Source organism: Rhizobium oryzicola (genome assembly GCF_030504645.1).
Taxonomy (GTDB): Bacteria; Pseudomonadota; Alphaproteobacteria; order Rhizobiales; family Rhizobiaceae; genus Neorhizobium; species Neorhizobium oryzicola.
Genome location: NZ_JAUKWQ010000002.1, coordinates 629,273 through 655,044, shown reverse-complemented (window position 1 = coordinate 655,044; position 25,772 = coordinate 629,273). Strand labels below are relative to the sequence as shown.

22 protein-coding genes are annotated in these 25,772 nt (G+C 59.3%); 6 read left to right on the top strand and 16 right to left on the bottom strand.

Going from position 1 to position 25,772, the window contains the following annotated elements; all coding sequences use genetic code 11:
• The first annotated feature begins 211 nt into the window (after nt 1–211).
• On the top strand, nt 212–436 hold the full coding sequence (locus Q2T52_RS10445) for a hypothetical protein (protein WP_302076660.1): 225 nt from the start codon (nt 212–214) through the stop codon (nt 434–436).
• Between the two features lie 3 nt (nt 437–439).
• Here Q2T52_RS10445 and Q2T52_RS10440 read toward each other — a convergent pair whose 3' ends face one another.
• On the bottom strand, nt 440–1,231 hold the full coding sequence (locus Q2T52_RS10440; protein WP_302076659.1) for a polysaccharide deacetylase family protein: 792 nt from the start codon (nt 1,229–1,231) through the stop codon (nt 440–442).
• 322 nt (nt 1,232–1,553) lie between these two features.
• Here Q2T52_RS10440 and Q2T52_RS10435 point away from each other — a divergent pair, with 322 nt between their 5' ends.
• Entirely contained in the window at nt 1,554–1,757 is a 204-nt protein-coding gene (locus Q2T52_RS10435; RefSeq protein WP_302076658.1) for a hypothetical protein, read from the top strand.
• A 150-nt stretch (nt 1,758–1,907) separates the two neighbouring features.
• Nucleotides 1,908–2,174 carry a hypothetical protein gene (locus Q2T52_RS10430; RefSeq protein ID WP_302076657.1) on the top strand — a complete coding sequence of 89 codons (267 nt, stop codon included), beginning with the start codon at nt 1,908–1,910 and terminating at the stop codon, nt 2,172–2,174.
• A gap of 127 nt (nt 2,175–2,301) precedes the next feature.
• Here Q2T52_RS10430 and Q2T52_RS10425 read toward each other — a convergent pair whose 3' ends face one another.
• The 3 genes from Q2T52_RS10425 to Q2T52_RS10415 form a co-directional block, all read right to left on the bottom strand.
• Entirely contained in the window at nt 2,302–3,207 is a 906-nt protein-coding gene (locus Q2T52_RS10425; protein WP_302076656.1) for a GGDEF domain-containing protein, read from the bottom strand.
• Nucleotides 3,208–3,751: 544 nt separating this feature from the next.
• Nucleotides 3,752–5,284, bottom strand: coding sequence for a methyltransferase regulatory domain-containing protein (locus tag Q2T52_RS10420; RefSeq protein ID WP_302076655.1), 1,533 nt, complete (start codon nt 5,282–5,284; stop codon nt 3,752–3,754).
• Nucleotides 5,285–5,390: 106 nt separating this feature from the next.
• Nucleotides 5,391–7,757: a beta strand repeat-containing protein gene (locus Q2T52_RS10415; RefSeq protein ID WP_302076654.1), complete on the bottom strand. Its 2,367-nt coding sequence runs from the start codon at nt 7,755–7,757 to the stop codon at nt 5,391–5,393.
• A gap of 312 nt (nt 7,758–8,069) precedes the next feature.
• Here Q2T52_RS10415 and Q2T52_RS10410 point away from each other — a divergent pair, with 312 nt between their 5' ends.
• Nucleotides 8,070–8,468, top strand: a complete 399-nt coding sequence (locus tag Q2T52_RS10410; RefSeq protein WP_367187293.1) for a helix-turn-helix domain-containing protein — start codon at nt 8,070–8,072, stop codon at nt 8,466–8,468.
• A gap of 379 nt (nt 8,469–8,847) precedes the next feature.
• On the opposite strand, the gene Q2T52_RS10405 is transcribed toward Q2T52_RS10410, so the two are convergent.
• On the bottom strand, nt 8,848–10,464 hold the full coding sequence (locus Q2T52_RS10405) for a beta strand repeat-containing protein (RefSeq protein WP_302076653.1): 1,617 nt from the start codon (nt 10,462–10,464) through the stop codon (nt 8,848–8,850).
• Between the two features lie 372 nt (nt 10,465–10,836).
• On the opposite strand from Q2T52_RS10405, the gene Q2T52_RS10400 reads away from it, so the two are divergent.
• On the top strand, nt 10,837–11,202 hold the full coding sequence (locus Q2T52_RS10400; RefSeq protein ID WP_367187292.1) for a helix-turn-helix domain-containing protein: 366 nt from the start codon (nt 10,837–10,839) through the stop codon (nt 11,200–11,202).
• A gap of 10 nt (nt 11,203–11,212) precedes the next feature.
• On the top strand, nt 11,213–11,566 hold the full coding sequence (locus Q2T52_RS10395; RefSeq protein WP_302076652.1) for a hypothetical protein: 354 nt from the start codon (nt 11,213–11,215) through the stop codon (nt 11,564–11,566).
• 9 nt (nt 11,567–11,575) lie between these two features.
• On the opposite strand, the gene Q2T52_RS10390 is transcribed toward Q2T52_RS10395, so the two are convergent.
• The 11 genes from Q2T52_RS10390 to Q2T52_RS10340 all read right to left on the bottom strand — a co-directional run bounded on the left by Q2T52_RS10390 (nt 11,576) and on the right by Q2T52_RS10340 (nt 25,739).
• On the bottom strand, nt 11,576–13,399 hold the full coding sequence (locus Q2T52_RS10390) for a putative bifunctional diguanylate cyclase/phosphodiesterase (protein ID WP_302076651.1): 1,824 nt from the start codon (nt 13,397–13,399) through the stop codon (nt 11,576–11,578).
• A gap of 553 nt (nt 13,400–13,952) precedes the next feature.
• Complete coding sequence (locus Q2T52_RS10385; RefSeq protein WP_302076650.1) at nt 13,953–15,899, bottom strand: LysR family transcriptional regulator; 1,947 nt, start codon at nt 15,897–15,899, stop codon at nt 13,953–13,955.
• Nucleotides 15,900–15,938: 39 nt separating this feature from the next.
• The gene (gene hutH, locus Q2T52_RS10380) at nt 15,939–17,552 is read right to left on the bottom strand and encodes a histidine ammonia-lyase (protein ID WP_302076649.1); all 1,614 of its coding nucleotides are present in this window, start codon (nt 17,550–17,552) and stop codon (nt 15,939–15,941) included.
• A gap of 55 nt (nt 17,553–17,607) precedes the next feature.
• Nucleotides 17,608–18,861, bottom strand: coding sequence for a Zn-dependent hydrolase (locus Q2T52_RS10375; protein WP_302076648.1), 1,254 nt, complete (start codon nt 18,859–18,861; stop codon nt 17,608–17,610).
• Nucleotides 18,858–20,234 carry a hydantoin-5-propionate amidohydrolase gene (ertD, locus tag Q2T52_RS10370; RefSeq protein WP_302076646.1) on the bottom strand — a complete coding sequence of 459 codons (1,377 nt, stop codon included), beginning with the start codon at nt 20,232–20,234 and terminating at the stop codon, nt 18,858–18,860. Before ertD ends, Q2T52_RS10375 begins: the two co-directional genes overlap by 4 nt.
• Nucleotides 20,231–20,764, bottom strand: coding sequence for a TIGR02444 family protein (locus Q2T52_RS10365; RefSeq protein WP_302076644.1), 534 nt, complete (start codon nt 20,762–20,764; stop codon nt 20,231–20,233). The genes ertD and Q2T52_RS10365 overlap by 4 nt, the downstream gene beginning before the upstream one ends.
• Before the next feature lie 7 nt (nt 20,765–20,771).
• Nucleotides 20,772–21,797 carry an ABC transporter ATP-binding protein gene (locus Q2T52_RS10360; RefSeq protein ID WP_302076643.1) on the bottom strand — a complete coding sequence of 342 codons (1,026 nt, stop codon included), beginning with the start codon at nt 21,795–21,797 and terminating at the stop codon, nt 20,772–20,774.
• Nucleotides 21,787–22,833 (bottom strand): ABC transporter ATP-binding protein, encoded by a 1,047-nt coding sequence (locus tag Q2T52_RS10355; protein ID WP_302076642.1) that lies wholly within the window; start codon nt 22,831–22,833, stop codon nt 21,787–21,789. Before Q2T52_RS10355 ends, Q2T52_RS10360 begins: the two co-directional genes overlap by 11 nt.
• 1 nt (nt 22,834) lies before the next feature.
• Entirely contained in the window at nt 22,835–23,749 is a 915-nt protein-coding gene (locus tag Q2T52_RS10350; RefSeq protein WP_302076641.1) for an ABC transporter permease, read from the bottom strand.
• Complete coding sequence (locus tag Q2T52_RS10345; protein WP_302076640.1) at nt 23,746–24,705, bottom strand: ABC transporter permease; 960 nt, start codon at nt 24,703–24,705, stop codon at nt 23,746–23,748. The genes Q2T52_RS10350 and Q2T52_RS10345 overlap by 4 nt, the downstream gene beginning before the upstream one ends.
• A gap of 101 nt (nt 24,706–24,806) precedes the next feature.
• A complete protein-coding gene (locus tag Q2T52_RS10340; RefSeq protein ID WP_302076639.1) occupies nt 24,807–25,739 on the bottom strand; it encodes an isocitrate lyase/PEP mutase family protein in 933 nt (310 codons plus the stop codon).
• Between the last annotated feature and the right edge of the window lie 33 nt (nt 25,740–25,772).

Genomic DNA, 25,772 nt, shown 5'->3' with positions numbered 1-25,772 from the left:
AGTTGCTGGCGCGTAAGGAAGAAGAATGAAAGCGCTGTCTATCTGTGCACAGAATGAGTGCCCCGGAACATCCGTTCCGAGAAATGCCACGTAATGGGACATGAAGGGCTGAATGCGCTCCCGAACCTGTGAAGAGGACGGGGCGCGCGCAGCGATATTTCCGTCGCAATCCTGCGGCAGAATGATTCGCAATGAAGACGGAGGAAAAGTCATGGACCAGGAAATGACTGTACAGGATCTCATGCATGATCCCCTGATTGCCATGCTGATGCAGGCCGACGGCATCAGGCACGAGGATCTGGATCAATTGCTGCGGGGGACTGCAGAGGCACAAGTGGAGCATCTGCAAAGCCAGATCCGCACCGCCCGTGCCAGCGAGTTCTATGGCAATCTGGAAAAGACCCATAGCCGAGCAGAGATCCGCATTGGCGGCTGATCGTTATCGGGTTGTCTCGTTGTCGCCGATCTCTTCCGCGTCGGAAAGCTTTACGAATTCGGTGCCGCGCTTTTTCAGCGATAGCAAAGCGCGCGCCACGCCCTCGCCTGCTGCATGAGTCGGCTGGTTGATGTGGGCCAGCACCACATCACCATCTTTCGCCCCCGCCACACGCTTTTCCGCCATATCGGCGCCCAGCAGCGAACCGCCATCCCCGTTCACCGAATAACCGGCAATGCGATAGCCCATCTGGCGGATCTGCCGGATGGATGAGGCATCATACTTCGCAGTTGAGCCACGGAACCAGCGTGGCGCAGCAATGCCGGACGCAAGCATGGCGCTCGCCCCGCCTGACACTTCGCGCGCCACCGCATCTGGTGAACCGGCCGCCGGAATGCCGTAGATCGCGACGGGCACATCCACCGCGGGAATGTGATTCTCGCCATGATTTTCCAGCTCGAACAAATCCGGATGCTGGAGGAAGATGGCTGTCGTCTCCGGGTTTTTGCGCAGCCAGCGGGCAGTGACGAAGATGGTTGCCGGAATGCGCTCGTTGACCAGCACGGAGATGATACGCGGATCCGCCTGCCCCATGCAGGCATCGAAGGTCAGCGCCACACGCGGACGCGTCGCAATGCCTGACCCCTTCACCTTCAGCCGAGGCTCGACCAATGCAGGAGACTTGGCAGAGGCCCCGGTGGGAGGCGTGGAGGCCGCAGGCCGTATATCCGTGGCAAGTGAGGGGCCAGAAAGGCCGATCGTCAACAGCAGGGAAAGAATGGGCAACCGGCTCATCACATGACCTCGAAAATTTTCCGCAGCCATACTGCATATGGAAGGCGCGCGCCACGGGTGGGGATAGATGGAAAGAGCCCATAACGGGAATTTGACGGGGCATTCGTCCCGCATTGATGCGCCTCGATGTAGGACATAACCTCTCGCTAACTTTATCCCTGAACCAAACAAGACGAAGGCCGCGGAGTCGGCCATGGTCCCCCTGCCCCACAGGCAGAAGGGCCGTCGACCCCCGGTCAACATGCGATCGCGATGGCCCTTCTGCACGCGCGGCACATAAACCTCCCGCATGAGGCGGGCGGATCTGATAAAGGTGATCCTGATGATCAAGGACAAGACGACGCATCGTGGCGTCATCATGCCTGAAGAACTGTCGATGCTGCAGCAGCTCTTCGAAACCATTGCCAACAGGCGTCGGCTGGACAAGCGCAGCACGCAAGCTGTTGAACTTGCAGCCCTCATCATCAATCTTTATGAACATGGCGTTCGCCGCGAGGAACAGCTGAGAGCGCTGCTCGCCGCCTGAATGCAGAGCGGCCATCGCGATCGCCGCCCGCCGGGAGCGTCTCCATCGGACGGCACATGCAACGTTGCCGAGAAAATTTGATCGCCATTCCCCCTTTTCTTTTCATGATAGCTGAGAGACTATCTTATCGAAGACAGGGGATGGCATTGCATGAAGACGGAAACGGAAATTCTTTGCGCCTCGGCCAATGCCCTTGCGTCTGCGGCAATGGTCACCAGCCTTCTGGGCGTGCTCGTGCAGAAAGGTGTGCTTTCCCCAGCGGAGGAACAGGCGGTCTACGCCGCCGCCATGGACATGCTGGATGAAAATGCAGAGGATGATCCGCAAGGAATTTTCGAACTGGCGCGGGATCTTGTCGAACAGCAGCGCGATGCCATCGTCGGCGAACCGGCAGCGCTGATGGCAACGGGCCGCTGAGGCACAACGCAACGCCAAGCCACCACGCAACCCACCGAAGGCGTCACGCATCTGCCTCTCCTTACAGAGAGGCGTGAACAAAGTCTCGGCGGGGTGAAACGCCTCAGCCTCCCACCCCGTTGCGCGCTTAATCGCGCCGGTTTCCGGTACTGCTCATCTGCTTGTCCGGATCGTAGGAGAGCACAAGGTTCCGGCCGGACTGCTTGGCATGATAAAGCGCATTATCGGCAAAGGTCAGCATGCGCGCCAGGCCATCTTCCGGCTCGGCCTGATAGACGCCGAAGCTTGCGGTAACACGACCCTTGGCCAAGGGATGCACGATCGCTTCCTCAAAGCAGGCGCGCAGGCGCTCGGCAATGGTCAGTGCATCGGCACCACGGGTGCGCGGCAACACCACGCAGAATTCTTCCCCGCCGATCCGGGCCGCGAGATCATAGGGCCGCACATGCTTGGTGATCAGCTCACCGGCAGCCACCAGCACATGGTCGCCCACGTCATGGCCATAACGGTCATTGATCTGCTTGAAGTTGTCGAGATCGAAGACGATGATGGAAATCGTCTCACGCTGGCGCTTGGCGCGCGCGATCTCTTCCGCAACCCTCTCGTTCAGCCAGCGGCGATTGCCAAGCCCCGTCAGCGGGTCCGTCAGCGCCTGATGCTTCAGCCGCATCATCAGAAGGTTCATATCCGACACCATGCAGGTGACGGAGCGCAGCACCACGCCCACCTCGTCACTGCGATCGGAGGGAAGCTGGAAGGGAACGCCATCCACATTGAAGCGGCGCACGGAGGCGGCCAGCGTCCGCAGCGGCTTGAAGAACATCCACATCATGGCGAAGGAAAACACAGTGCCCAACACCGTCACCGCAACCACGGCGGAGACCATAGGGACAGGATCTTCCGGCAGGCCAAAAGCCAGATAGACAATCAGGCCGATCAACGGCGCATGCACGGCCAGAAAACAGACCAGAAAAACCTTCAGGATGAGAGAGGTTTTGATGACGCGCAGCGCCCCTCTTGCCGTCGGAATCATTCCGAACTCCTTAATCAAGTATCAACTTGCGACGGACGTTATGGGGAGACCATAACAGAAGCCTTAACGGGATTGTTCAAATCATTCCGAATCCAGTCGTCAATTGTTACGTAAAGTGCAGGAGACGGGGAAAAGACGCAATGGCGGATTTGCAGCGCGCATGGCTCGCGTGCTGGCACCACCATCCATGCATCGCTTCTAGATAATGCGCGAATCGACGACCCAGCCGGACGCATGCAGCGCTCCCGCATATCGCTTCACATATATTTCAGAATGTCACCTGACGAAAACTATGAAAAACACCGCGAAGCATGAAATCACACCAAAAAGACTCAAGATTTCTTTAGAAGAGACTTTACTGAATACGACCACGTTGATGAACTAACAGTTGCCGCTTCGGCCGGATGGCGCTGCATCAACGCGAAAATACAGTAGACTCATGACATGTAATCAATGGATGATGCACGAAAGAAGCGTCGCAGAATGTCTCTCGGCGCATAGGCGCCGAGTATTTCAGACAATCTGATATCTTCAGGACAGATCGCTACACGACCTGCAGGGCGCGTAGTTTGGGAAATTCGCTGCGCAAAAACGTCGTAGCCTGAGTGGTTAGTTCAACCAGTGCTTCCTCTCGCCCAGAAAGGATTTGCCCGTCTCTCACAAGGGCGTGGCCGGACGCACGTAAAATATCCAACGTAAACAGCGCAAGCTCATCCGCGCTCTTCTTGCCAGTTTGCATGGCGAGAACAAACAGCTGGCTGAAACGTGCCACCGGAACACCGCCAGCAGTCAGCGGGCTGGCGAGCACCGCAATCTCACCGCCCCTCTTCGCTCGCTCGCACAGCTTGTGATTCAACGATGCCGTTTTCGTCTTGATCGATTTAAGATTGTTGTGCGGCCGAATGAAATGCAAACGTCCCATTCCCGCAAGGATCAGCAAAGCCTGTAGAATTTGCTCGAAATTCAAACGATCCGATAACTTGGTAGCCAATTGCGATAGCGCCTGCACCTGAAAGTCCGACAGCATTTCGAGGATCGGCCGATAAATGCGCTCATCAAGCAATGCCTCGCCCTGAGGGCCAGTGATCTTCTTGGGCGCCTCCCCCCAGGAACAAGTCGCAACCACGTGAAACTCTGCCAATGCCGCTATACGATCCACATCACTGAGCGTCTGAGTACCCTTTACCCAGTAGTCCTTACGAAACACGCCGTTTATGATGTAGTCGCGAACCGTCTCACGCAGTGCGATGTCGGGTATGCTTGACAGCAACTCCAGTTGCTCGGAAGAGAAGTTGATAGGATCGATGTGATCAAAGAGATTAGCTGAAGCTGCATAGGATAACTTTGCGGGCTCCAATTGCGCGGCAACCTCGTTGAAATACATGGGGCGCCAATTTTGGTTGAAATATTCGTGCGCTAAATAAGTGCGGTCCTGCGTGTGAATGAGATTTAGCCGATCGAATACAGTCGGATTCGTACGCCCAAACGCAGCATTTGTAGACAGAACTTGTGTTGCGAAATTCAACGCATCGGTCAAACGGTGATAAACCGAGCCTTTTGGCGAACCAAGCGCCTGCGCATGACTTGCCATCAGATAGCGCAACGGCATGAGTTGAGCCCATCCCGGCAGCGTATTGTAGCTGATGTAAAGAACACCGCCCACGCGCAACTTGCGGCGCAGGAAGTCCACGATTACGCCCCGATTTTCCTCGTTGATCCAACTCCAAATGCCGTGGAGACATATATAGTCAAAGTCCGGGAGATCATCGCGGCGGCAGAATTCAACGAAGGATTCATCGGTCAGGCGCGCGCCATCCTGATAACTACTGGCAAGGTCTCGCGCGAAAAGCAACTGGTTGGGATTGAAGTCATTGCCATACCATCGCACTGACGAGGCCGCACAATGTACGTTTACGCTAATCCCCTGCCCGAACCCTAGTTCGCACGCATTCTCGATCTTGGGCGGCTTGATCCCCCTGCTGAGCAAAGCCAGCTCCAGATGGGTTGGGTTCAACTCGGGGAAATAGCCGAAATTATAGTCAAGGTCGGATACATATCCTGCCGCCCATGCCGCCATCTTCTTTCCCCATAACTGTTCGGTAGCTCCAAAAAAAAGAGCCAGCCCAAAGGGCTGGCTCTCCTTAAATCGCAGGCGTTAGCAACACGCCGAAGGTCTCACAATATTATGCGAAAACCAGGATCTGGTCAGCAGCGTGCGTGCTGGTGGACAGATCAACAATACCCGTGATCTTGACAGCGATGTCGCCAGCGTCTGCAGTCTTTGCAGTGCCTGCGTCTTCGTATACGTAGGTCTGGCCGTTGTAGGTACCCCAAAGAACATCGCCCTTTGCGTTACCCTTAGCCAGCAGGGCCGTAACAACCTGGGTGTCGGTGGAGTTGGCAGCCAGGCCGCTGAGGTCAACCTTGGTAACAGCGCTGGCAACCTTAAAGTCGGTGCCGAACTGGATGCTGTCGCCCTTCGTGAAGTCCTTGATAGTCGTCCACGGAGTTTCAGTGTTACCTGAAGTTGCGCCCGTACCAACAACAGCCTTGACAACGTCAAACTGGTCGTTGCCTGCACCGCCGGTTACGATCGCACCGTTTGCACCGACGTGGATCTTGTCGTTGCCAGCACCGCCGATCAGAACGTCAGCCAGAGCAGCCTTCGTCAGATCGAGGTTAGCCTTGTTGCCGGTGATGTCGAGAATACCGGTCGAAGCAGAACCGTCAACCTTGCTACCCGTTGCCGTTGCAGCTGCAAGCGCGATCTTAACGTCGCCGTTACCCTTGATGGTGAACGTCGAGTTGTCGCTGTTCGTCAGCGTGCCGAGATCGAACGTTGCGCCGACAGTGCCCGGCTTGATGTTGGCATTGACGGTAACGTTGGTCAGACCCGTTACGTCGAGAGCAGTGTTGGTGACACCAGCCGTTGCCGTAGCAGAACCGAGGTTAACAGTCAGATCGCTGACGCCAACCGAGCCGGAAACCTTCTGCGTACCAGCAGCAAGAATGTCCAGAGCCGAGCCGGAAGCAACCTTGGTGATGGTGTTGGTGCCGGCACCAACTGCGAACTCCTTGATGGAGGTCAGCTGAGAGGCATCAACCGTCGCAGCAGACTTACCGGAAACCTGCAGGATTTCGAAGCCCGTTGCGGCGTTCAGAGCAGTGTACTCCTTGGCAGCGAAGGTGATGTCGTTGCCGGTGTTCACGATGGAAATCGTGTCCGTACCAGCGTTACCAGCCAGCTGAGCACCAGAGGTCAAAGCCTGGAGGCTTGCCTGGGACAGCGTGAGGGTGTCGTTGCCAGCGCCAGCCTTGAAGGTGAACGCAGCATCAACAGTCGCGGACGACGTATCAACAGCGATCTTGCCGGTAGCGGCAGAAGCGTCGATCGTCTTCAGCGTGGTCAGGCCTTCAGCGAGCGTCAGATCCTGAGTACCGGTGATGGTCAGGGTGCTGACCTTAGCGCCGCTATTAAGCAGGGTAACCTTGCTGGATGCGCCGGTCGTTGCAATGCTTGCAGACGTTGCAGTCGCGCTTGAGAAGTCGACCTGCAGCGTACCGTTGTTGGTCGAATCCGTACCGTTGCCGTTGAGGGTAACAGCCGTTGCGCCGGAAAGCGTAACCTTCGCAGTACCACCGTTGGCAACGTTGATCTTATCAAGCGTCACACCCTGCGTAGCAGAGGTCTTAACAGTGAAGTTCGCGTTGGCAACCAATGCAGCAGAAGGCGTGTCGATTTCAACGCCCGTCACACCAGCAATGCCGGACACGTCAAGCGTCTTCGCATCACCAAGAACACCACCCTTGTAGTAGATGTTCTCAACGTTCGTCAGCTGCGGCAGAACAGCTGCTTCAACGCCGGTAGCGGCAGCGAGGTAGTACTTGAACGTATCGACGCCAGCGCCACCGTTGATCTGGTCACCAGCAGTAACCGTCGCATTGGTACCGGTGTTGTCACCGATGAAGGTGTCGTTGCCGCCGGTGCCGGTCAGGATGTCAGCAGAGGTCGTCAGCGTGAAGGTCTGGCCAGAAGCGTTACCAGCGGTCGAAACCATGTTGGCAACAGCCGTGTCAACAGCCGTCTGGGCCGGAACGGTGGTCGTTACGCCAGCGATGAAAGCGCGGCCAGCGTCGGCAGCAGCATTGCCGGTGTAAGCAACGATTTCCGGGGTGGTGTCGAGAGCAGCCGTGTAGAGGTTGGCTGCAGCGATCTTGTTGTTGACGGTCGTCAGGTCAGTGCCCTGCGCGCCATCGAGAATGGTGATCGCGATGTTGTTGATGTTGTACTTGCCGGAAGCCAGGCCGTTCGCGAAGAACGAGAGACCAGCAACATCAGCGTCGCGGCCGAACAGCGACTGATAGACCGAGTTTACGATCTGGACGTTGGAGAGACCAGCGAAACGAGCCTTGTATTCTGCAGTCGAAGAAAGATCGCCGATACCGGACAGGTCAGCGCCGTTCTTGGTGACGGAGTTGAAGTAAGCGAGACCCGTCGGGTCAGCCGGACGGCCGAACAGGGCGACGTATACGCCTTGAATGGTAGCCATTGTGAAGTTTCCTCTCGATTGGAACGACCGTACGTCGGTCGGTAGGAACTGCTATACCGTGTTTGGCTTAACGTCAACCCTGCGCTATACGACCTCACACAAATTCATGACTATTAATTTCACTGCACACGCTCTTTTACCGTGCACAACCCGTCATGAAAGCATCAATGAAGTGAAAAAGGGGGTTTTGAGCCTATATGATGTGCAATGGAAACGTAGACAGCATCTTTACAGGCGTCATAAAATTGCTCTATAGAGTTACAACACAACAAGGCCATGGGCGGCACAACACGCAAACAAGGGCGAAAGACGATGCAGGCGGAGGCTCACAGAGCAACAGGAAGGGATGAACTCGCAGCACTACGGCGCGAATGTGGCGCATGGTTGAAGGAGCGGCGTGAAGTTGCTGACCTGAGCCAGCGCGAGCTTGCGACCAGGGTCGGCATTGAGTTCTATACCTTCATCTCCCAGATCGAGTCCGGGCGTGGCCGGGTGCCGCCGGAACGCTATGAAGCCTATGCTTTAGCCCTCAAAATCCCGCCGCGGGAATTTGCCAAAACAATGATGCGCTACAATGAGCCGCAGATTTACCGTCTGCTGTTTGAAGATCAGCCTGCTCCGGCAGAACCTGCAGCTTCTGAAGACGGACAGCTTTCGCTGGCAGAACTGGCGTCGCGCCTGGCGCGGCTGGAATCCAAGTTCCGTCTCTGACATCGGCGGCATCAGCCGCGTGTCGTGTCGATACTCTATAGAGAAAATGGGCGGGAACAGATCCCGCCCTTTTTATTTGCGGATAAACGTCACAGCGAATTCGCCCTCGCCTTCCGGGAAGAATTTACTGATGTGAACAGGATTACGCGGCATTAGAGGGTCCCAACAAGCTTGAGCATACCGCCGTCAGCATAGCCCACCAAATCCCAGATACGCTTGGCAGATCGGGCCAGAGTGTACCGCTGCATCTGCCTCACCAAGACAAGAACGCCCTCACCGGTCCACCCACTCAAACGCAAAAAGCCCGCCGAATCGATTCGGCGGGCTCTAGAAGGACACCACGGCCAACGGCCGTGGCTACACCTTTGTCTGATACCGATCAGGCGATCGCGAAGTTTGCCGTCGTGAGAGCAGCAACGTCGGAAACGCCGACAACCTTCAGCAGGCCATCGCCAGAATTGAAGCCAGCCGTGGCATCGTTCTGGAACAGGTAGGTATCGCCGTGCCAGGTGAATACGGCGTAGCCGCTTGCAGCCGTGGCAGCAGCAGCTGCAGCAACAGCGCCCTGAAGCGTGGTCGCACCATTGATGTTGCCGAGAGCGATATTGTCCAGAACGGCCTTGGTGCCCGTAAGACCGACCGTCAACTTATCCGCAGTGGTGGAGAAGTCGGTGATGGTGTTGACCTGGGTGTCGATCTTCGTCACGTCGGTCACGCCGGTCAGAGCGCCGAAGTTGAATGCATCCGAACCTGCACCACCGGTGACGGTGACGCCATGCGCACCAGCCGTGATGTTGATAGTGTCGTTGGATGCACCAGCAACAACCTTCAGGCCATCAACGGTAGCGCCTGAGGTGAAGATCAGCTTGCCGGTGTGGCTGGAAGCATCGATCGAGCCATTGGCAGCAACCGAGATCGTCGCAGTCAGATCGCCCGAACCCGTAACGGCAACCGTCTTGGCGTCGGCAGCAGCAACGACGCCAGCATTGGACGTGCCGGTGTTGTTGATCGTCAGGTTCTCGATCGCACCGATGGTCACCGTGCCGGTGTTGGCAGCAGCGTTTACAGCCAGCGTCGCCGAATCATTGGAGCCGGTTGCGTTGGCAAAGTTGAAGGTCGTTGCCGACGCTTCCGTGCCGGTGATGCCGACCGTCGTGCCAAGCGCAATGTTGCTCACCGTGAGGTCAGCCGTGGAGCTTGCGTTCCAGATCTGCGTTGCGCCGGTGATGTTTGCAACATCAACCACCGAAGCAGCCGTTGCCTTCAGGTTGAAGATTTCAACATTCTGGATGTTGCCAGCAGCAGCCGTCAGGTTGCCGGTGAGCGTTGCGTTGAAGGTGTCAACGCCGAAGCCACCATTGACCTTGTCGGTCGATTCCCAGGTGCCGGTGATGATGTCGTTCTTCGACGTGGCATCATTTGCGCCCGTGCCGACAACGATATTGTCGTCCGTACCGGTCGTCAGAGCGACCGAGACATTGCCGGTGTTGCTGGTGGTGACGAGCGTGGAGATCGCCGTGTCAGCCTGGGCAGAGGTCTTTGCCGTCGTGGAAACGTCAGCAAGGAAGGACTGGCCAGCGGTGATTGCGTTCGTGCCCACATAGGTCGCGACTTCCGTCGGTGTGTCGAGCGCGGCGGTGAAGGCGTTTGCCGAAGCAACCTTGGCATCAACCACGGTGCGGTCCGAACCCTGCGCGCCATCGAGGATCGCAATGGCGATGTTGTTGACGCTGAGCGTGCCCTTGTTGAGCGCATCAACGAAGAAGTTCAGGCCAGCAGCTTCCGGATCGCGGTTGAACAGCGACTGGTAGATTGCCGTGATGATCTGAACATTGTTCTGGCCGGCGAAACGAGCCTGGTACTCCTGCGTTGCAGCCAGGTTGCCGATTGCGGACAGGTTCGCGCCGCCGCTGGTGACGGAGTTGAAGTACGCAAGACCCGTCGGGTCGGCCGGACGGCCGAACAGGGCAACATATACGCCTTGGATGGTAGCCATTTCAGTTTCCTCTCGATTGGAACGACCAAGTGTGTCGGTCGGAAGCGATTGCTATACGCACCCCCTCAAAACGTCAATGCTTCACTTTACAAAAATCTGATATTTTTTTACAAAAGAGTCCTTATCACTGTATAGTGAGTTCGTGGAAACATCGAAAAACGCCACAAAATATGGCAAAAATCGAACATAACGCCGACAACATGAATATGTTTCATATTTTTTATCACTGTTCGCTTTACACAAATTAATTAAGCGCTATATACAGTGCTCAATAAACAAATGGAAACAAGAGGCACCTGAACGCAAGTGTTTCGGTGCTCGTTTTCCAGATCATTCAAGGGTTTTGGGGCAATGCAACCACACGCGGCCAACATGAAAGCAAAGGACGAAATGGGCGCCTTGCGTCGGGAAGCTGGCGCCTGGCTTCGGGAAAAGCGCGAGACGGCAGGCCTCAGCCAGCGGGAGCTGGCAGGGCGGGTCGGCATTGAATACTACACCTTCATCTCGCAGATCGAGGCAGGGCGCGGGCGCGTGCCTGCAGAGCGTTATGAAGCCTATGCGAATGCCGTCGGCGTGCCGCCGCGCGATTTCGTGAAGATCATGATGCGCTACAACGATCCCATCACCTATGCTATCCTGTTCGGCGACGGGGAAGCCGATGACGGCAAAGAGCCGGGCAAGGATCAGCTCTCGGCTCTTGAACAGAGGCTTGCCCTGCTTGAGTCGAAATTGAAATAGGTGAGAGACGTTGCCCACCCAGAACTCTATAGACTGGCAGGCGGAATTGTCGCATGCCAAAGCGAACGACCTGACGATCCGAGAGCTCAGCGAAAAGCTGGGCGTTCAATCGCCAACCGTCCGTAAATACGAGTTTCGAACGGGCATCAGACTTCGGCGGGTTAACCCGGATGCCGCCAAGACCGGCAAACCCTCTCTGAATTGGGAGGAAATTCTAACCCAGGCCAAGGAGGAAGGGCTGAACGCCCATCGCCTGGCCATTCGGCTCAACATGTCGCGGGCAGCTGTTCTTTCGGCAGAGGACCGCACCGGTATCCACCTGCCTCGCTCCCGCCCCGGACGTCATCCGGTCTCCAAGAAGTAGCCTCCCCGCTCATGAGGCCGAAAGCGCAAGCCCGTCAGACGAAGCCGCACCGGCATTGAGCGCAAGGCTGCGCGCGGCGGCGGGCGTCAGCGGCTTGGAGAAATAATAGCCCTGCACCACCTGCGCACCGAGTGCCTTCAGCGTCTCCAACTCCTCCTGCGTTTCCACACCCTCGATGATCGCACCGAGATCAAGTTCGCGGCAGAGCGACAGCACGGAGGTGATGATCTTCGCACTGGCCGGCCGGCAGTTAACATCGGAAACAAAGCTGCGATCGATCTTGATTTTCGAGAGCGGCAGCTTGTGCACATAGGTCAGGCTTGAATAGCCAGTACCGAAGTCATCCAGGGAAACACTGACCCCGAGATTGCGCAGCAGGGCAAGCGATTCGATGGCCTGGGCGAAATCACGGATCACCGCAGTCTCCGTGATTTCAAAGTTGATACGGCAAGGGTCAAAGCCGCTTGCCTGCACGAGGGAAATGATGCGCAGCATCGTATCCGCACTTGCCAGGTCATGCGGCGAAAGATTGAACGAGAGATAAGTACCACTCGGCCATGTTTTTGCTTCAGAAAGCGCTTTGGCCAGAAGAATGCGGGTGATCAGGTTGATGCGGCCATTATGCTCGGCGATCGGCACGAACTCTCCTGGTGAAATGAGGCCGAGCCTCTCGTCGTGCCAACGGGCAAGCGCCTCGAAACCGACACAGCGATTGTCCCTGATATCGAAAATCGGCTGGTACAGAAGAAACAGTTGATGATCGAGGTCGGCCGACAGAAGCGCGCCTTCCACCTGCCGCTGCCTGTCCAGGCGCTCGGCCTGATCGGCATTGAAAACGACCACGCCGCCGCGACGATCTCGCTTCGCGGCATAGAGGGCGTAATCGGCCCGCTCATAAAGATCCTGTGCACCATCGCCCACACCCGGAAAGACGGCAAAGCCAATGGAGGCTGTGACCTGCACGCTGCGTCCGCCAAGATCGATTCGGGCAGCGATCGACTGGCAAATGCTCTGCCCGACCCCGCTCAATTCCTTTTCCGCACAATCGCCAGTGTTGAGAAGCGCAAACTCATCACCACCCAGACGAAATACACGCAGATCCGGCCCCGCCGCATGCTGCAGCCGCTCGGCCACCTCCACCAGAACCCTATCTCCGGCAGCATGGCCATACATGTCATTGATGGGCTTGAACCCATCCAGGTCGATGATACCGACAGCAAGCGCACCGCCATTGCGGCGCGCAGCGTCGAACGCCTCGTCCAATGCCGCGAAGAAGCTGCGGCGGTTGGCAATGGAAGTCAGGCTGTCCAGATTGGCGAGACGAAGATTTTCATCGGAAAGCGCCTGCAGCTTTTCCTGTTGCGTCAGGAGAACCTGGCGCGATTCGTGCAGCTGGCGAAAATCGCGGTAATGCGTGACGACGATGGCAATCATCGCTCCCGTTACCAGCAGGACATTGAAACCCGCAGCGATAAAAGTCGGCTTTCCAGTCAACATCATGGCAATGAAGAATGGCAGGTTCACCGTGACGGCTACAACGAGTGCCGCCGAACGCAGGTGCATCAGACAGAAGATGATGCCAATCACCGTGATGGCCATGAAGAAAACCACATGCGCCTGCTGATAGGCATCCCCGTCTCGCAGCAGCGCCAGAGACCAGCTCACGCAGAAGACGGCGATGGGCGCGGCCAGGCGGTTCGTCGCAATCAGCCGTCGAAACGCCATGTCGGCAGTCACTGCCTTGTTGCGGTTGCGGACCCATCCGACGGTGCGCACGATACACCCTACGCCAAACAGGCCCGGCATCAGAAGCGTCAACCAAAGAGGCGACACGTCCCAATGCGTCCAACTGAGCGCGATCATATTTGTAAGCAAGATCAAATATAATATCGGAACCTGCTTCGAGAACGCCGTGAACTGGGCAAGGTTCAGATTCGGGTTACCTGCCGGCACCGCGAGCCCACGAAGAAACAACTTTAAAGTATTCTTATGGGATCCGAATTTCAACATGAAGGATAAACCAGTTTGCACGAGCTAAATTATATAATAGAAACCCGTTAAATTCCGGATAATCATCGCTTAAGCACCGGGCCGATCACGAGATATTGGCGCACAGCTTGGTTATCATCACGTAAATGCGCAAAGTCGATCATAAGCGATCATTCGGCAGCACAAAATTGAGTGTTCGTTCGACAGACTGTCCTACCTTCGAGTGACTACCCGCTTCGGACGATCCAATAAAACTGCCTAGAGACGACACCATTCGCCCTGATCTAGCACCGTTCGGTCGACGTCAGAATGATGCGACAGGTCGAGATCCAAGATCAGAGGGCTGCGTTGTCAGCTAGAGCCTGTCTTAATCGCGTAGCGCAGGAGGAGCATTTGTTCACGCTTCATCAAGGGCGTCTGCCCAATCACCGGAATTACCCTTAAAAACACGCTGGAACGCCTGGATCAAAACCCGCTCCGGTTCGGATAGTGACCGACTCGCTGAAAAGATCACCGAGAGCGCGCCCGGAATTTCGTCGCGGCGAATCCTGCGCGCTTTCAGGAGGCCTGCCTTGACATCCTTTCGCACAGACGATGCCGGCAGCACGGTGCAAAGTGGCGAATGCCGCACGATCGCGATCGCAAGGGCCAGCGACCCCACCTCGATGACAGGGTTGAGCGAACAATTGCGGGCGCGGGCAACCTGCATCAGACTTTGATGAATGCTCAGATGGCGCACGCCCAGCACCATGGGGAGACTGCAGACCTGCTCCAGCGCCAGTTCCTCCCCCTCGGGGAACTGAAAGTCGGGACGCGCCACCACAGACAGCGCCTCCGTCGGCCCGAGTGGAATGCGGGCGACCTGTGGCTCCGCAGAACCGACGATGGCTAGGTGCAGGTCTCCGCTCTTCACCTTCTCATGCAGCAGGGAATTGGATCCCTCGCTGACTTGCAACAACCAGTTCGGATGCGCGGAATGGATGCTGGTCACCACTTTCGCGATCTTCTCGGTCATCACGCTGTCATGACCGGAACTTGGAAGCGTACCAATGCGAATTCTCGCCTGTGCATGGGCTGCCAGATCCAGCGCCTGGCGCACGAGCGTGGCCTGGCGGTCCTCCATGGCCCGCGACAGCCGCAGCGCTACGCCCCCCTGCTGCGACAGCACCAGCCCATCGCCCCGACGCTCCAGCAGCGGGCAGCCGATGGCAGTTTCCATTTTCTGGATCTGCGCTGAAATCGACGACTGCGCGAGATTGGCAACACGGGCCGCCGCAGAGATGCCGCCGGCCGAGCACGTGAGGTTGAAATAGCTGACTTGCCGCATGCTGAGACGCGGCTCGAATGTCAGTCCCTTGATTTCCGATTTCAGGCTATCGGCCAGCAGGTTCAGAAAACTGGCGCCGCGGCCCGTCCGCGTCTCCAGGACATGACCCGAGAGCGGCGAGATCAGCCCCGGCGTGAGAGGCACCCAGTCAATCCGCGTGAGCCCCATGCGCTCTGCCAGCATGCTCGCAGGCATCAGGAAACGGTGATGCGGCGATTCCACCAGAAGCTCGCCGAAGCGGGCGGGCTCCGCATCAATGTAACGAAGCCGATGGGAGAGAGAGCGGCCTTCCATGTGGGTAGAAAGCGCCTTGAGCAGCGACGGCCGCATCTTCATCACGATGGCAGGTTCACCACCCGCCTCGATATCGAGATCCGTGCCATGTCCGCCCGCCACGATCCAGGCGTCATCATAGAGATGGCCACGAGCGGAGACCACGCCTTCCGCTTCGTCATAGGCAATGCGCACATGCTCGACGCGCGTGCCGAACAGACTGTCCATCTGCTCCTCGGCATCCTCGCCCGCCGCACTTGCGCTCGCATCGGCAAATCGCCATTCCACCCAGGTGTCGGCATGAAGGCGCATCATGTCCTGCGTCGCCTTGATCAGCGCCTTGGAGAAGCGGCCGATCGCCAGGCTGAGGTCAAGCATTACGATGAGCTTGTTGAGATGATCCGGAGGTTGCCTGCAGGCGCGGCGGGCATAATCCTCCAGCATCAGCAGTTCGCAACCGTGACGGAAGAGCCAGAAGGCCGGCGCCGTCAAGTGCAGATGCCCGCCGTGGCGGACAAAGAGTTTCAGCCCCATCCGCTCTTCAAGTTTATGGAGCGCGGTACTCAGCGCCGACGTCGTATGTCCGAGACTGGCCGCAGTATCTGAAATGCGGGAATTCTGGCAGGCCGAAATGAAGCTGGCCAGGAGACGAAGCTCAATGGGGTTCTTTTCCATGCCGGCCAGAATAGCAGGGGGGCGCCGACCCTCAAGGGCATATTGCAGCGCAACCTCATGTCCAGACAAGGCCGGAGATTAGGTCTCCTCCCCGGCCCGTGCCGGCCCTCAGGCCAGCGCCCCAACGGCCGTCTCGACGACCTCAAGGACGCGGCCGCCGGTCACCATGGCAAAGGCCGGCTTGATCTGCTTCTGCATGTAGCCGTCGCCTTCCTGTAGCGGGATGACCGCTGCCATTGCGTCATAGAGGGGCTGCGTGCCCTTCCCCAGCTGGAAATGCCCGAGCGCATGGCGCGTCAAGAAGATCGCCTTCGTGGCGAGCAACACTTCGACCCCGATGATCTTCGGCATGTTGTCGAGAACCTGCTGCGCCTTGCGGCAGGACCAGGCCGCCATCGAGACATGATCTTCCTGGCTGCTCTTCGTCGGGATCGTATCGGCGACCGAAGGAAAGGCCAGCGTCTTGTTTTCCGAGGCAACGGCGGCAGCAGCCGTGGAAATGATGCCGTAGCCATAGTTGAGGCCGATCGGCTTGCCGGCGAGGTTCGGCGGCAGGCCGTAGTTGAGCGTGGTGTCGCAGAGTGCAAACAGTCGGCGTTCGGAGATATTGCCGATTTCAATGAGGGCGATCGCCGCGAGATCCATGGCAAAGGCGATGGGTTCGCAGTGGAAATTGCCGCCCGAGAGGAATTCCAGCGCACCATTCTCATTCCAGAACACCAGCGGATTGTCGGTTGCCGCGTTCAACTCCCGCGTTACCACCGACTTGGCATGCTCCAGCTGGTCACGGCAGCTGCCATGCACCTGCGGCAGGCAGCGGAAGGAATACTGGTCCTGGACGCGCGGATGGTAGGTCGGGTGCAGAATGTCATCTTCCAGATGCACGGCGCGCGAGGCCTCCGAGGTGCGTCTCGAACCGGCGATCAGACGGCGGATATTTTCTGCAGCCTTGATCTGTCCCGGCTGCTTGCGCGCCTCATGGATGCGGGCATCGAAGGCGGCCTGCTCGCCGCGAATGGCTTCCAGGCTGAGCGCGCCAATGGCGTCTGCCATCTTCATCATCTTTTCCGCGTCATGCAATGTCAGCGCCGCCATGCCGGCGCACAGGCTGTTGCCGTTGATGAGAGCTAGGCAATCCTTGGCCTTCAGCTCGAACTCGACCGGGGAAATGCCGGCAAGCTCCAGCGCCTTCGGAGCGGCCATGCGCTCGCCCTTGTAGAAGGCTTCCGCCTCCTCGAAGCCGATCAGCACGGAAACCATATGCGCAAGCGGCGCCAGATCGCCCGATGCCCCGACCGAACCCTGGATAGGCACCACCGGATGCACGCCGCGGTTCAACATGGCCACCAGACGGTCCACCACTTCCATGCGCAGGCCCGACACCCCGACGCAGAAGGCGTTGATGCGCACCGCCATCATGGCGCGCACGATCTCCTCGGATGCCGGTTCGCCGATGCCCGAGCAGTGCGAGAGCACGATATTCTTCTGGAACTGGACATTGTCGGACTGGTTGATCTTGTAGTCCTTCAGCTTGCCGACGCCGGTGTTGAAGCCGTAGGTGGCTGGCGCATTTTCCGTCAGCCAGTTCTCCTCGATATAGGCACGCTTCTTGATGATCTCGGCGCGGGCGGCGGGGGAAATCTCCACCTGCGCATGCTCGCGGGCGATCTGCACGACCTGATCGATCGAAAGGGTGTCGCCGTCGAGAATGATGGTAGTCATGATGTGGTCCTTCAGATGAGTATGGAAGCCGGCCCGAAGCACGGCTCCGCGGTGTTCAGGTGTGTTTTCTGGTATCCAGGCGCAGCAGTGTCAGCGCCAGAAGGTCGGCGCTGAGCGCGATCGCCTCCAGATCGGTCCATTCCTCTGGTGTATGGCTTCGCCCTCCCTTCGAGGGCACGAAGATCATCGCGGCGGGTGCAATCTGCGCCACGAAAGCGGCATCGTGCCCGGCGCCCGATGCGAGCGGCATGGCGGCAAGGCCCATATCGCTTGCCGCCGTCGAAATGAGGGTGCGGGTGGCTTCGTCGCAGGCAACGGCAAAGGTCCGGCTCAAGCGTTCAAAGGATGCCACACGGCAACCCTCGGCATCGGCTGCCGATCCGGCAAGTCCTTCGGCCGTTTTCAGGAAGGTGTCCATGGCCGCGTCCTGTTCAGCGCGGATATCAACGATCAGTTCTGCAGCGCCGGGAACGACATTGGCCCCACCCGGCTCGAACCGCATGATGCCAGTCGTGGCGGTAAAATGCCCCTGCCCGGTGACAGCACGTGCCGCATCGCGAAGCGCCAGCGCCAGCCTTGCCGCGGCAAGACCCGCATCGGCCCGCATGTCCATGGGCGTCGTACCGGCATGCCCCGCCTCGCCCTCGAAACGGATGCGAAGTCGGGCAATCCCGGCAATGGCCGTGACAACGCCGATAGGCATGCCTGACCTTTCCAGAACCGGCCCCTGCTCGATATGGATCTCGACAAAACGGTCGATATCCGTGCGGCGGCTCTGGCGGATCTGTTCCGGCTTGCCGCCCATGCGGGTGATGGCAGACGCCAGATCCTCACCGTTCGGCCCCTTCAGATCGAAATGATGCGGCTCCAGCGCAGCCGCCATGCCCCGGCTGCCGATGCAGGATAGTCCCCATTCGCTGGGTTCTTCCGCCAGGAAATCGACGAGCTCGATCGTATGGGACGGCCGAATGCCGGCTTTGCGTAGCGCAGAGATGGCAGCAAGCCCTGTGAGAATACCGGCAATGCCATCAAAGCGGCCGCCACTCGGCACTGTATCGCTGTGCGATCCCGTCATCAGGACGGGCAGCGAAGGATTATTGCCTTCCCAACGACCGATCAGGTTTCCGGCAACGTCAATGCGGCAGTCCAGCCCCTCTTCCGCAAAGCGTCGCTGCAGATACTCCCTGCCCTTGAGGAACAACGGCGTGAAGGATCGGCGGGTCCAAGGGCGGCCCGGTTCAGTCAGCGCCGCCAAGGCATCGAAATCCGCCTGCAGCTTCTGCCTGTCCGTGCGGATCATCGCGTTCATGCCGCACCGCCCAGGGCAGTGACGGTCGGACGGATGAACCGGCCGGCGCCCGGCTCTGCCAGAACATTCGTGCCGTCGAAGATCATCCGACCCCGCTGGAATGTCGCGACCGGCGCATGGCGGATCGTGCGGCCCTCATAGGGGCTCCAGCCGACGATGTTGTGTCCGCTGGCGGAGGGATCGTAGATGCGCGGACGCTCGGCAAAGACGGCGATATCGGCGTCGAGGCCCAGCGCGAGAGACCCCTTCTGGTCCGTCAGGCGGAAAAGCCGCGCAACATTGGTTGAGAGCAGGCGCGGCGCATGCGTTAGCGGCAGGCCGCGTTCCGTCAGGCCATCCAGGAGCAGGCTTGGCAGCACTTCGAGCCCCGGCATGCCGGAGGAGTTCTCCAGCATTTTAGGCGAGGACTTGGCCGACAGGCTCCAGGACACGTGATCGGTGGAGACAATGGTCACATGGCCCTCGGCCAGATGCTTCCAGATCTTCTCCCGCTCATTGGAGGAGCGAATGGGTGGGTTGCACTTGGCGCGCCCGATGAGGCGCGACACATCCTCCTCCTCGCTCAGCACAAGATAATGAATGCAGGCCTCGATCGTCGCATCGACCCCTTGCGCCCGGTAGGCCTGGGCCAGTTCATAGCCCCGCCCCACCGAGCAATGCACGATATGCGCGGAGCAGCCGGTGGCCTCGGCGATCTCGTAGACTTCGGCAATCGCCAGCGTTTCGGCAATCGGCGGGCGGGATTCGCCATGGGTCAGATAATCGGTGCGGCCCGTCGCCTTCACCGCATCGCTCCACACCTTCACGCATTCGTCGTTTTCGTTGTGGACGCCGGCAATGAGGCCGGTTCTGGCGACCGCTTCAAAGGCGGAATAAAGCAGAGGCGTCGGAATGCGCGGAAAGCGGTTCGGATCCGTCTCGAAAGTGGAGAACTTGAAGCCGATCGCACCGGCTTTCGCCATGGCATCGATATGGGCCGGACCTTCCGAGGGACGGATCGTCCCATAGAGCGCGAAATCGACCCGCGCCTGTTTCGCCGCACTTTCCGCCTTTTCCGTCAGAAGATCGGCGGTGCAGATCAGAGCGCCGGCGTCATAGGGCATATCGACGACCGTGGTAACGCCACCTGCCGCCGCCGAACGCGTCGACCAGACGAAATCCTCCTGGTCCTTCTGCGAGCGCGAATGAACCTGACCGTCGATCGTGCCCGGCAGAACCAGCGCCGAACCGAAATCATGCACCTCGCGGGCCGAGGGTGCCGCCCCCTGTCCGAGATGGGCAATCTTTCCATCGCGAATGGCGATATATCCACCTTCGGTGACGCCATCCTCGTTGACGAGAGTTCCTCGGATCACGGTATCGAAATCACTCATGGCGCTATGGTCCTGGCTGAAGTCATGGAAATGATGTCGGAGCTGTGCATCGGGCCCAAGGCGGCGACAGCGGGAGGGAAGACATCCTTAAACGCGTGTAGCAGATGCGCAGGAATGGCCCTTTCGGTGAGATAACGTCGAGCCAGCAATCCCACCGCGCCGTCAGACGGCGTGAAATTGCGGGCAAGCCGCGCCACATGCTGCTTTTCCGCTTGAAGCTCGAGGCGCTTGATCTCATCGCGCAGCGCCGTCTCACCCTCTCCGTCGAAGGCGTTCTTCATCGCGCGGCGAATATCCCGTAGCGGCCGCAAGACGGTTTCGCGCCACTGGGACGCGGCGGAGAGAAACGTCTGAAGATCTGCAGCGGAGCATCCCAACTGATGACGATCCGCCAGGACCAAAAACAGAAGCAGCGGAACATCCACATCGGCCTCGTCCTGCAGGCTGAGGCAGAGCGGTGCAACATCTGGCATTGCGTAGAGGCGCAGCATGTCCGGCCAGAGCATTTCGGAAAATGTCTCGTCCTGCATGGCCATCTCACGCGCTTTCCGACACGAGATTGGGCGCCGGCTCGTCATGCGGAAAATGACAGGCAACCGATTGCCCACCCGGTCCGACGCCGAGCACTGGTTCTTCCTTCGCGCAGCGATCGGCAGCGCGCGGGCAGCGAAGGCGGAAGGCACAGCCCTCCGGCGGCCGGTTTCTGGACGGCATGACCATGCGCTCCGCCGCCGGCTTGATCTTGCGGCTGGCATCAACAACCGGCACGGCTTCGAGCAGGGTGCGCGTATAGGGATGCGCCGGTCGGCTGTAGACCTGCTCGCCGGTTCCAACCTCGACGACCTTGCCCATGTAGAGAACCGCGACCTTGTCGCTGACATTCTTCACCACCGCGAGATCATGCGAGATGAAGATCATGGTCAGCCGGCGGGCTTCGCGGATATCCTGCAGCAGATTGATGATATGCGCCTGGACCGAGACGTCGAGCGAGGCGACAGGCTCGTCGCAGACGATCAGTTCCGGCTGCACCGCCAGCGCCCGGGCAATCGCGATACGCTGGCACTGTCCGCCGGAAAACTGGTGCGGCCTGCGACCTGCCACATCGGCAAGCGAAAAGCCGACATCGCGCAAGGCCGCCTCCATGCGAAGCTTCCGTTCGGAACGCTCTATGCCCTGGATCTCCAGCCCTTCGGCCACGATGTCCTCGATCTTTCGCCGCGGATTGAAGGAGGACACCGGATCCTGAAAGATCATCTGCAGACGGCCGCGCATGCGCCGCATATCCGTCTTCGAAAGGCCCGCAAGATCGGTGCCCTGATAGCGGATCGAACCCTGCCATTGCGTATTGGCCTCGGGCAAAAGGCGCAGCAGCGCGCGGCCGATCGTCGTCTTGCCGCTGCCGCTTTCGCCGACAAGCCCAAGCGTTTCGCCAGGCGCCACATGCAGGGAGACATCCTGAACGGCACGCATCTGCTTGCCGGCACGGGTGAACTGCACCGAAAGGTTCTCGATGCTGATCAAAGGCTGGTCCGCCACGGCGGGCGAAGGCATATCAGGACGCATGACCGACGCCTCCCTGAGCGACAATGGGATCAGGCGAACGCATAGGCGCTTGGGCTTCCAGCGGCAGGTGGCAGGCGAACCGGTGCCTGGAGTCCGATGCGACTGCCATGGGCGGCATGACGCGCCGGCAGATATCGGCCGCGACCGCGCAGCGCGGCGCAAACGGACATCCATCCGGTTTGGCGGCGAGGCTCGGCGGCTGGCCGGGTATGGTCCGCAATCGGCTGTGTGCCGGCTGATCCATCTGCGGCATGGCCGACAGCAGCGCCTCGGTATAGCGGTGGCGCGGATTGCGGAAGACCTCCGCTGTCGGGCCATACTCGACGACGCGGCCGCCATAGAGCACGAGAACCTCATCCGTGCGGCCCGCAACGACACCCAGATTATGGGAGACGAGGATCAGCGACATGCGCCGTTCTTCCTGGATCGTCTGCAGGAGGTCGAGGACTTCCTTCTGCACGGTGACATCGAGCGCCGTCGTCGCCTCGTCGGCGATCAGCAATTCCGGGTCACAGACGAGGCCCGCGGCAATCATGATGCGCTGCTTCATGCCGCCGGAAAAATGGTGCGGGTAATAGCCGTAACATTCCGCAGCATCGGCGATGCCGACCACCGACAGCAGTTCGATGGCGCGGTTTCTCGCCGCCTCCCGTGACAGCCCGAGATGCCGGCGTGCGGCTTCCGCCACCTGGCGTCCGACGGGCACATAGGGGTTGAGCGAGGTCATCGGGTTCTGGAAGACGATGCCAACCTTACGGCCAATGAAGGCCGCACGCTCCTTCGGCTTCATCCCGGACAGATCCTGTCCGTCGATCGAAATGGCGCCGCTGACCTGCACGCTTTTCGGCGCAATGCCCATGATCGACTTGATCAGCATGGACTTTCCCGCACCGGATTCGCCGACAATGCCAAGCGAGGTTCGGCGCGCCACGGAAAAATCGATATGCTCCAGCACGCGCAGCGGCTCAGGCCGCGCCGAAATCAGGCACGACATGTCGCGGCATTCAAGAATGGCGGAATTAGGGGCTGAAGACATGTCAGTTCCCCCGTTCGCGGCTGTTGAGACGCTGGGCAAGATAGTCGCCAACCGTATTGAGGGCATAGACCGTCAGCACGATGGCTCCCGTCGGCCCGACGATGAGCACCGGGAAGCGGCTGAGCAGATCGGTGGACGCGGCAATCATGCCGCCCCAGCTTGGGGCCGGCGCCGGAATGCCATAGCCCAGGAAGCTGAGCGAGCCCTCGGTGATGATGAGGCCGGCCATCAGCGTCGGCATGACGGCGGTGAGCGCCGGAACCAGATTGGGAAGAATTTCCCGGATCATGATGCGGGCATCGCTGGCACCCATCGCGCGTGCCGCCAGCACATAGTCCCTGTTGTTCTGGGAGATCACGCCGGCCTTTGCGACGCGCGCATAAGTGCCGATGTCGAGGATGCCGAGGATCAGCATGATGGCGAGCACCGAGGTCCCGGTCGCCGTGACGAAGGCGAGTACCACCAGAATGGAGGGCAGTGCCGACATGGTGTTGGCATAGAGATCGACCATCCGCTCCAGCGGCCCACGATAATAACCGGCCAGCATGCCAAGCAGGATGCCGACGGAAACCGAAAGGCAGGTCGCCACCAGAACGATCGAGAGCGACGCCCTGGCGCCGTAAAGCACGCGGGAGAGAATGCTGCGGCCGATCTCGTCTGTGCCGAACAAGCCGTTCAGCGTCAGGTCCGGCAGCTGCGAAAAATCGCCATAGGGGAATTTCGGGCTGACCAGGCCGGGGATGATGTCCACGAAAAGCGCAACGAGGACAAGCAGCGCCAGGAAGGCGATAGCCAGCATGTCGAACATGCCAGCCCCCGGAAACCGCAGTCTGGCGGTTGCCGGCATGGCGGCGCGCGCGATATCCGCCAGGCTCGTCGATGATGCAGGGTTCGAATGGGCGTCGACGGGTCTCATGATACGGAAACCCTCGGATCGATGATCGCATAGCCGATATCGACCAGCATGAAGATGACGACGAAGATGACGACCGTCAGCGACAAGATGGCCTGAACCAGCGGGATGTCATGGCTTTTGACGGCTGTCAGCACGGTCCAGCCGATGCCGGGCACGGCAAAGTAGCTTTCCACCACGAAGGAACCGGCCAGCATATAGGTGAGCGACAGGCCCATCACCGTCAGGATCTGCGGCATGGACGGGCGGAGCACATGGCGGAACATGATGTAGCCAAGCGGAAGACCGCGCGCACGGGCCACCTGCACGAAATCCTCCTGCAGGCTTGCCACCATCTCGTTGCGGGCAACCCGGTAGAGATAGGCCGTCTGGTGCAGGCTGAGGCAGAGGACGGGAAGCGCCACATAGCGCAGGTTTGCCAGCGGGTTCTGGCTCAGATTGGCCCAGCCGGTGGCCGGCAGCCAGCGCAGGACGATGGCGAAGATGTAGGACAGCAGCACGACGATGACGAAGGTCGGCACGGCCAACAGGATCGATGAGACGGACCGCAGAATCCGGTCGACCATGCCGCCCGGATGGCTGGCGGCAAACATCGCCAAGGGAATGCTGATCAGCGACACCAGCATGGCGAGGAAGGCAATTTCGAAGGTCACGGCGGCCCGGTCGAACACCACCTGCAGCACGGGTTGCTGGCTGAAGAGGGTTTCGCCGAGATCACCGCGCAGCAGATTAGCGAGCCACTTCAGATACCGCTCCCAAAGAGGCAGGTCATAGCCATAGGCGCTGTTCAACTGGGCAATCTGTTCGGGGGTGGCATTGTCACCGAGGATCAGCTGGGCTGCTGAACCGGGGGCAAGGCTGGAGAGCGCCGTCGCACCGAAGGTCACCAGCACGAAGACCGGGATTCCAGCCAGAAGGCGGCCCGATATCGCCCTGGCATAGGGCATCAGATTTGTCATGGTGATCCCTTTCCTCGCTGCCCGGTTTGAAAGATTATCGTGTGAAGGATTGTCGCCGGCAGACCGAGATGTCCGCCGGACCCAGCAAACCGCATGCCAGATCAGATCTTCTTCCACTCGTCCTCGGCAGCCAGCCAGCCGATATCGCGCTCCAGGAGCTGGCGCTGCTCTTCCTTGGTCAGCCCGCCCATAGTGTGCTCGTCGGAATAGCGGGTGCTGCTTTCGGCAAAGACGCGACGGCCGAAATCCATCATGCCCCACATCGATCCCTTTTCGAGGTAATGCATGGTCACGAGGTTGAAGCCGAGGGCGGCGATGTCCTCCAGTTCCACGAAGGCCTTGCCGTTGACGGTGGCGACATCGCCGAACATCTTCCAGCCTGGCAGTGCCTTGGCGACTTTCTGGCATTCTTCCAGCGTGCGCAGGCCATGAACATAGGTCATTTCCGCGCCCAGTTCCTCGGCGCGGACACAGCGCTCGATCGCGTCGTCCAGCCCCTTTTCGAGCTTGGATTCGGTGCGGGCGATCACCACGCAGTCGGTGCCCGCGCAGGCATCGAGCGCAGCCTTGATCTTGGCGAGCCAAAGCTCCTGCGACACGACGGGATGATCGATATTGCCGTCCAGCTTGCCGGCAAGCGTCGCCGCTTCCATGGCGCGCCCGAAACGGGCATAGCCGCGCTCATTCGGCGTATCCTCAAGCAGAATGGCTGCGGCACCCGCCTTGGCTAGCCTGCGGCAGGTGCGGTAAGCCTGCGCCACATCGCCAAAGCAATCATCGGCATCGATGATCAGCGGCAGAGGCGAATAGTCCGAGATGCGGTCCGTTGCCCAGACGAGCTCTTCCTGATTGTGCAGCCCCATGTCGGGTACGCCGGACATGCTGAAGCCAAGCGAAGCGCCGCTGAGCAGGATCGCCTTGAAACCCGCCATTTCCGCCGCCTTGGCGGAATAGCAATCCCAGACGCAAGGGGTGAACACCTGTCCTGCCGACATCAGGGCGCGAAACGTTGTCCGGGGACGCTTATCAAACATCGAAATCTACCTTCGCAGAAGTGGGTGCCGCGC

Excerpts from the sequence above, each read along its gene's own strand:
- Q2T52_RS10445 (WP_302076660.1), top strand. The coding sequence starts at position 212 with ATGGACCAGGAAATGACTGTACAGGATCTCATGCATGATCCCCTGATT.
- Q2T52_RS10440 (WP_302076659.1), bottom strand. The coding sequence starts at position 1,231 with ATGAGCCGGTTGCCCATTCTTTCCCTGCTGTTGACGATCGGCCTTTCT.
- Q2T52_RS10435 (WP_302076658.1), top strand. The coding sequence starts at position 1,554 with ATGATCAAGGACAAGACGACGCATCGTGGCGTCATCATGCCTGAAGAA.
- Q2T52_RS10430 (WP_302076657.1), top strand. The coding sequence starts at position 1,908 with ATGAAGACGGAAACGGAAATTCTTTGCGCCTCGGCCAATGCCCTTGCG.
- Q2T52_RS10425 (WP_302076656.1), bottom strand. The coding sequence starts at position 3,207 with ATGATTCCGACGGCAAGAGGGGCGCTGCGCGTCATCAAAACCTCTCTC.
- Q2T52_RS10420 (WP_302076655.1), bottom strand. The coding sequence starts at position 5,284 with ATGGCGGCATGGGCGGCAGGATATGTATCCGACCTTGACTATAATTTC.
- Q2T52_RS10415 (WP_302076654.1), bottom strand. The coding sequence starts at position 7,757 with ATGGCTACCATTCAAGGCGTATACGTCGCCCTGTTCGGCCGTCCGGCT.
- Q2T52_RS10410 (WP_367187293.1), top strand. The coding sequence starts at position 8,070 with ATGCAGGCGGAGGCTCACAGAGCAACAGGAAGGGATGAACTCGCAGCA.
- Q2T52_RS10405 (WP_302076653.1), bottom strand. The coding sequence starts at position 10,464 with ATGGCTACCATCCAAGGCGTATATGTTGCCCTGTTCGGCCGTCCGGCC.
- Q2T52_RS10400 (WP_367187292.1), top strand. The coding sequence starts at position 10,837 with ATGAAAGCAAAGGACGAAATGGGCGCCTTGCGTCGGGAAGCTGGCGCC.
- hutH (WP_302076649.1), bottom strand. The coding sequence starts at position 17,552 with ATGACTACCATCATTCTCGACGGCGACACCCTTTCGATCGATCAGGTC.
- Q2T52_RS10375 (WP_302076648.1), bottom strand. The coding sequence starts at position 18,861 with ATGAACGCGATGATCCGCACGGACAGGCAGAAGCTGCAGGCGGATTTC.
- ertD (WP_302076646.1), bottom strand. The coding sequence starts at position 20,234 with ATGAGTGATTTCGATACCGTGATCCGAGGAACTCTCGTCAACGAGGAT.
- Q2T52_RS10365 (WP_302076644.1), bottom strand. The coding sequence starts at position 20,764 with ATGCAGGACGAGACATTTTCCGAAATGCTCTGGCCGGACATGCTGCGC.
- Q2T52_RS10360 (WP_302076643.1), bottom strand. The coding sequence starts at position 21,797 with ATGCGTCCTGATATGCCTTCGCCCGCCGTGGCGGACCAGCCTTTGATC.
- Q2T52_RS10355 (WP_302076642.1), bottom strand. The coding sequence starts at position 22,833 with ATGTCTTCAGCCCCTAATTCCGCCATTCTTGAATGCCGCGACATGTCG.
- Q2T52_RS10350 (WP_302076641.1), bottom strand. The coding sequence starts at position 23,749 with ATGAGACCCGTCGACGCCCATTCGAACCCTGCATCATCGACGAGCCTG.
- Q2T52_RS10345 (WP_302076640.1), bottom strand. The coding sequence starts at position 24,705 with ATGACAAATCTGATGCCCTATGCCAGGGCGATATCGGGCCGCCTTCTG.
- Q2T52_RS10340 (WP_302076639.1), bottom strand. The coding sequence starts at position 25,739 with ATGTTTGATAAGCGTCCCCGGACAACGTTTCGCGCCCTGATGTCGGCA.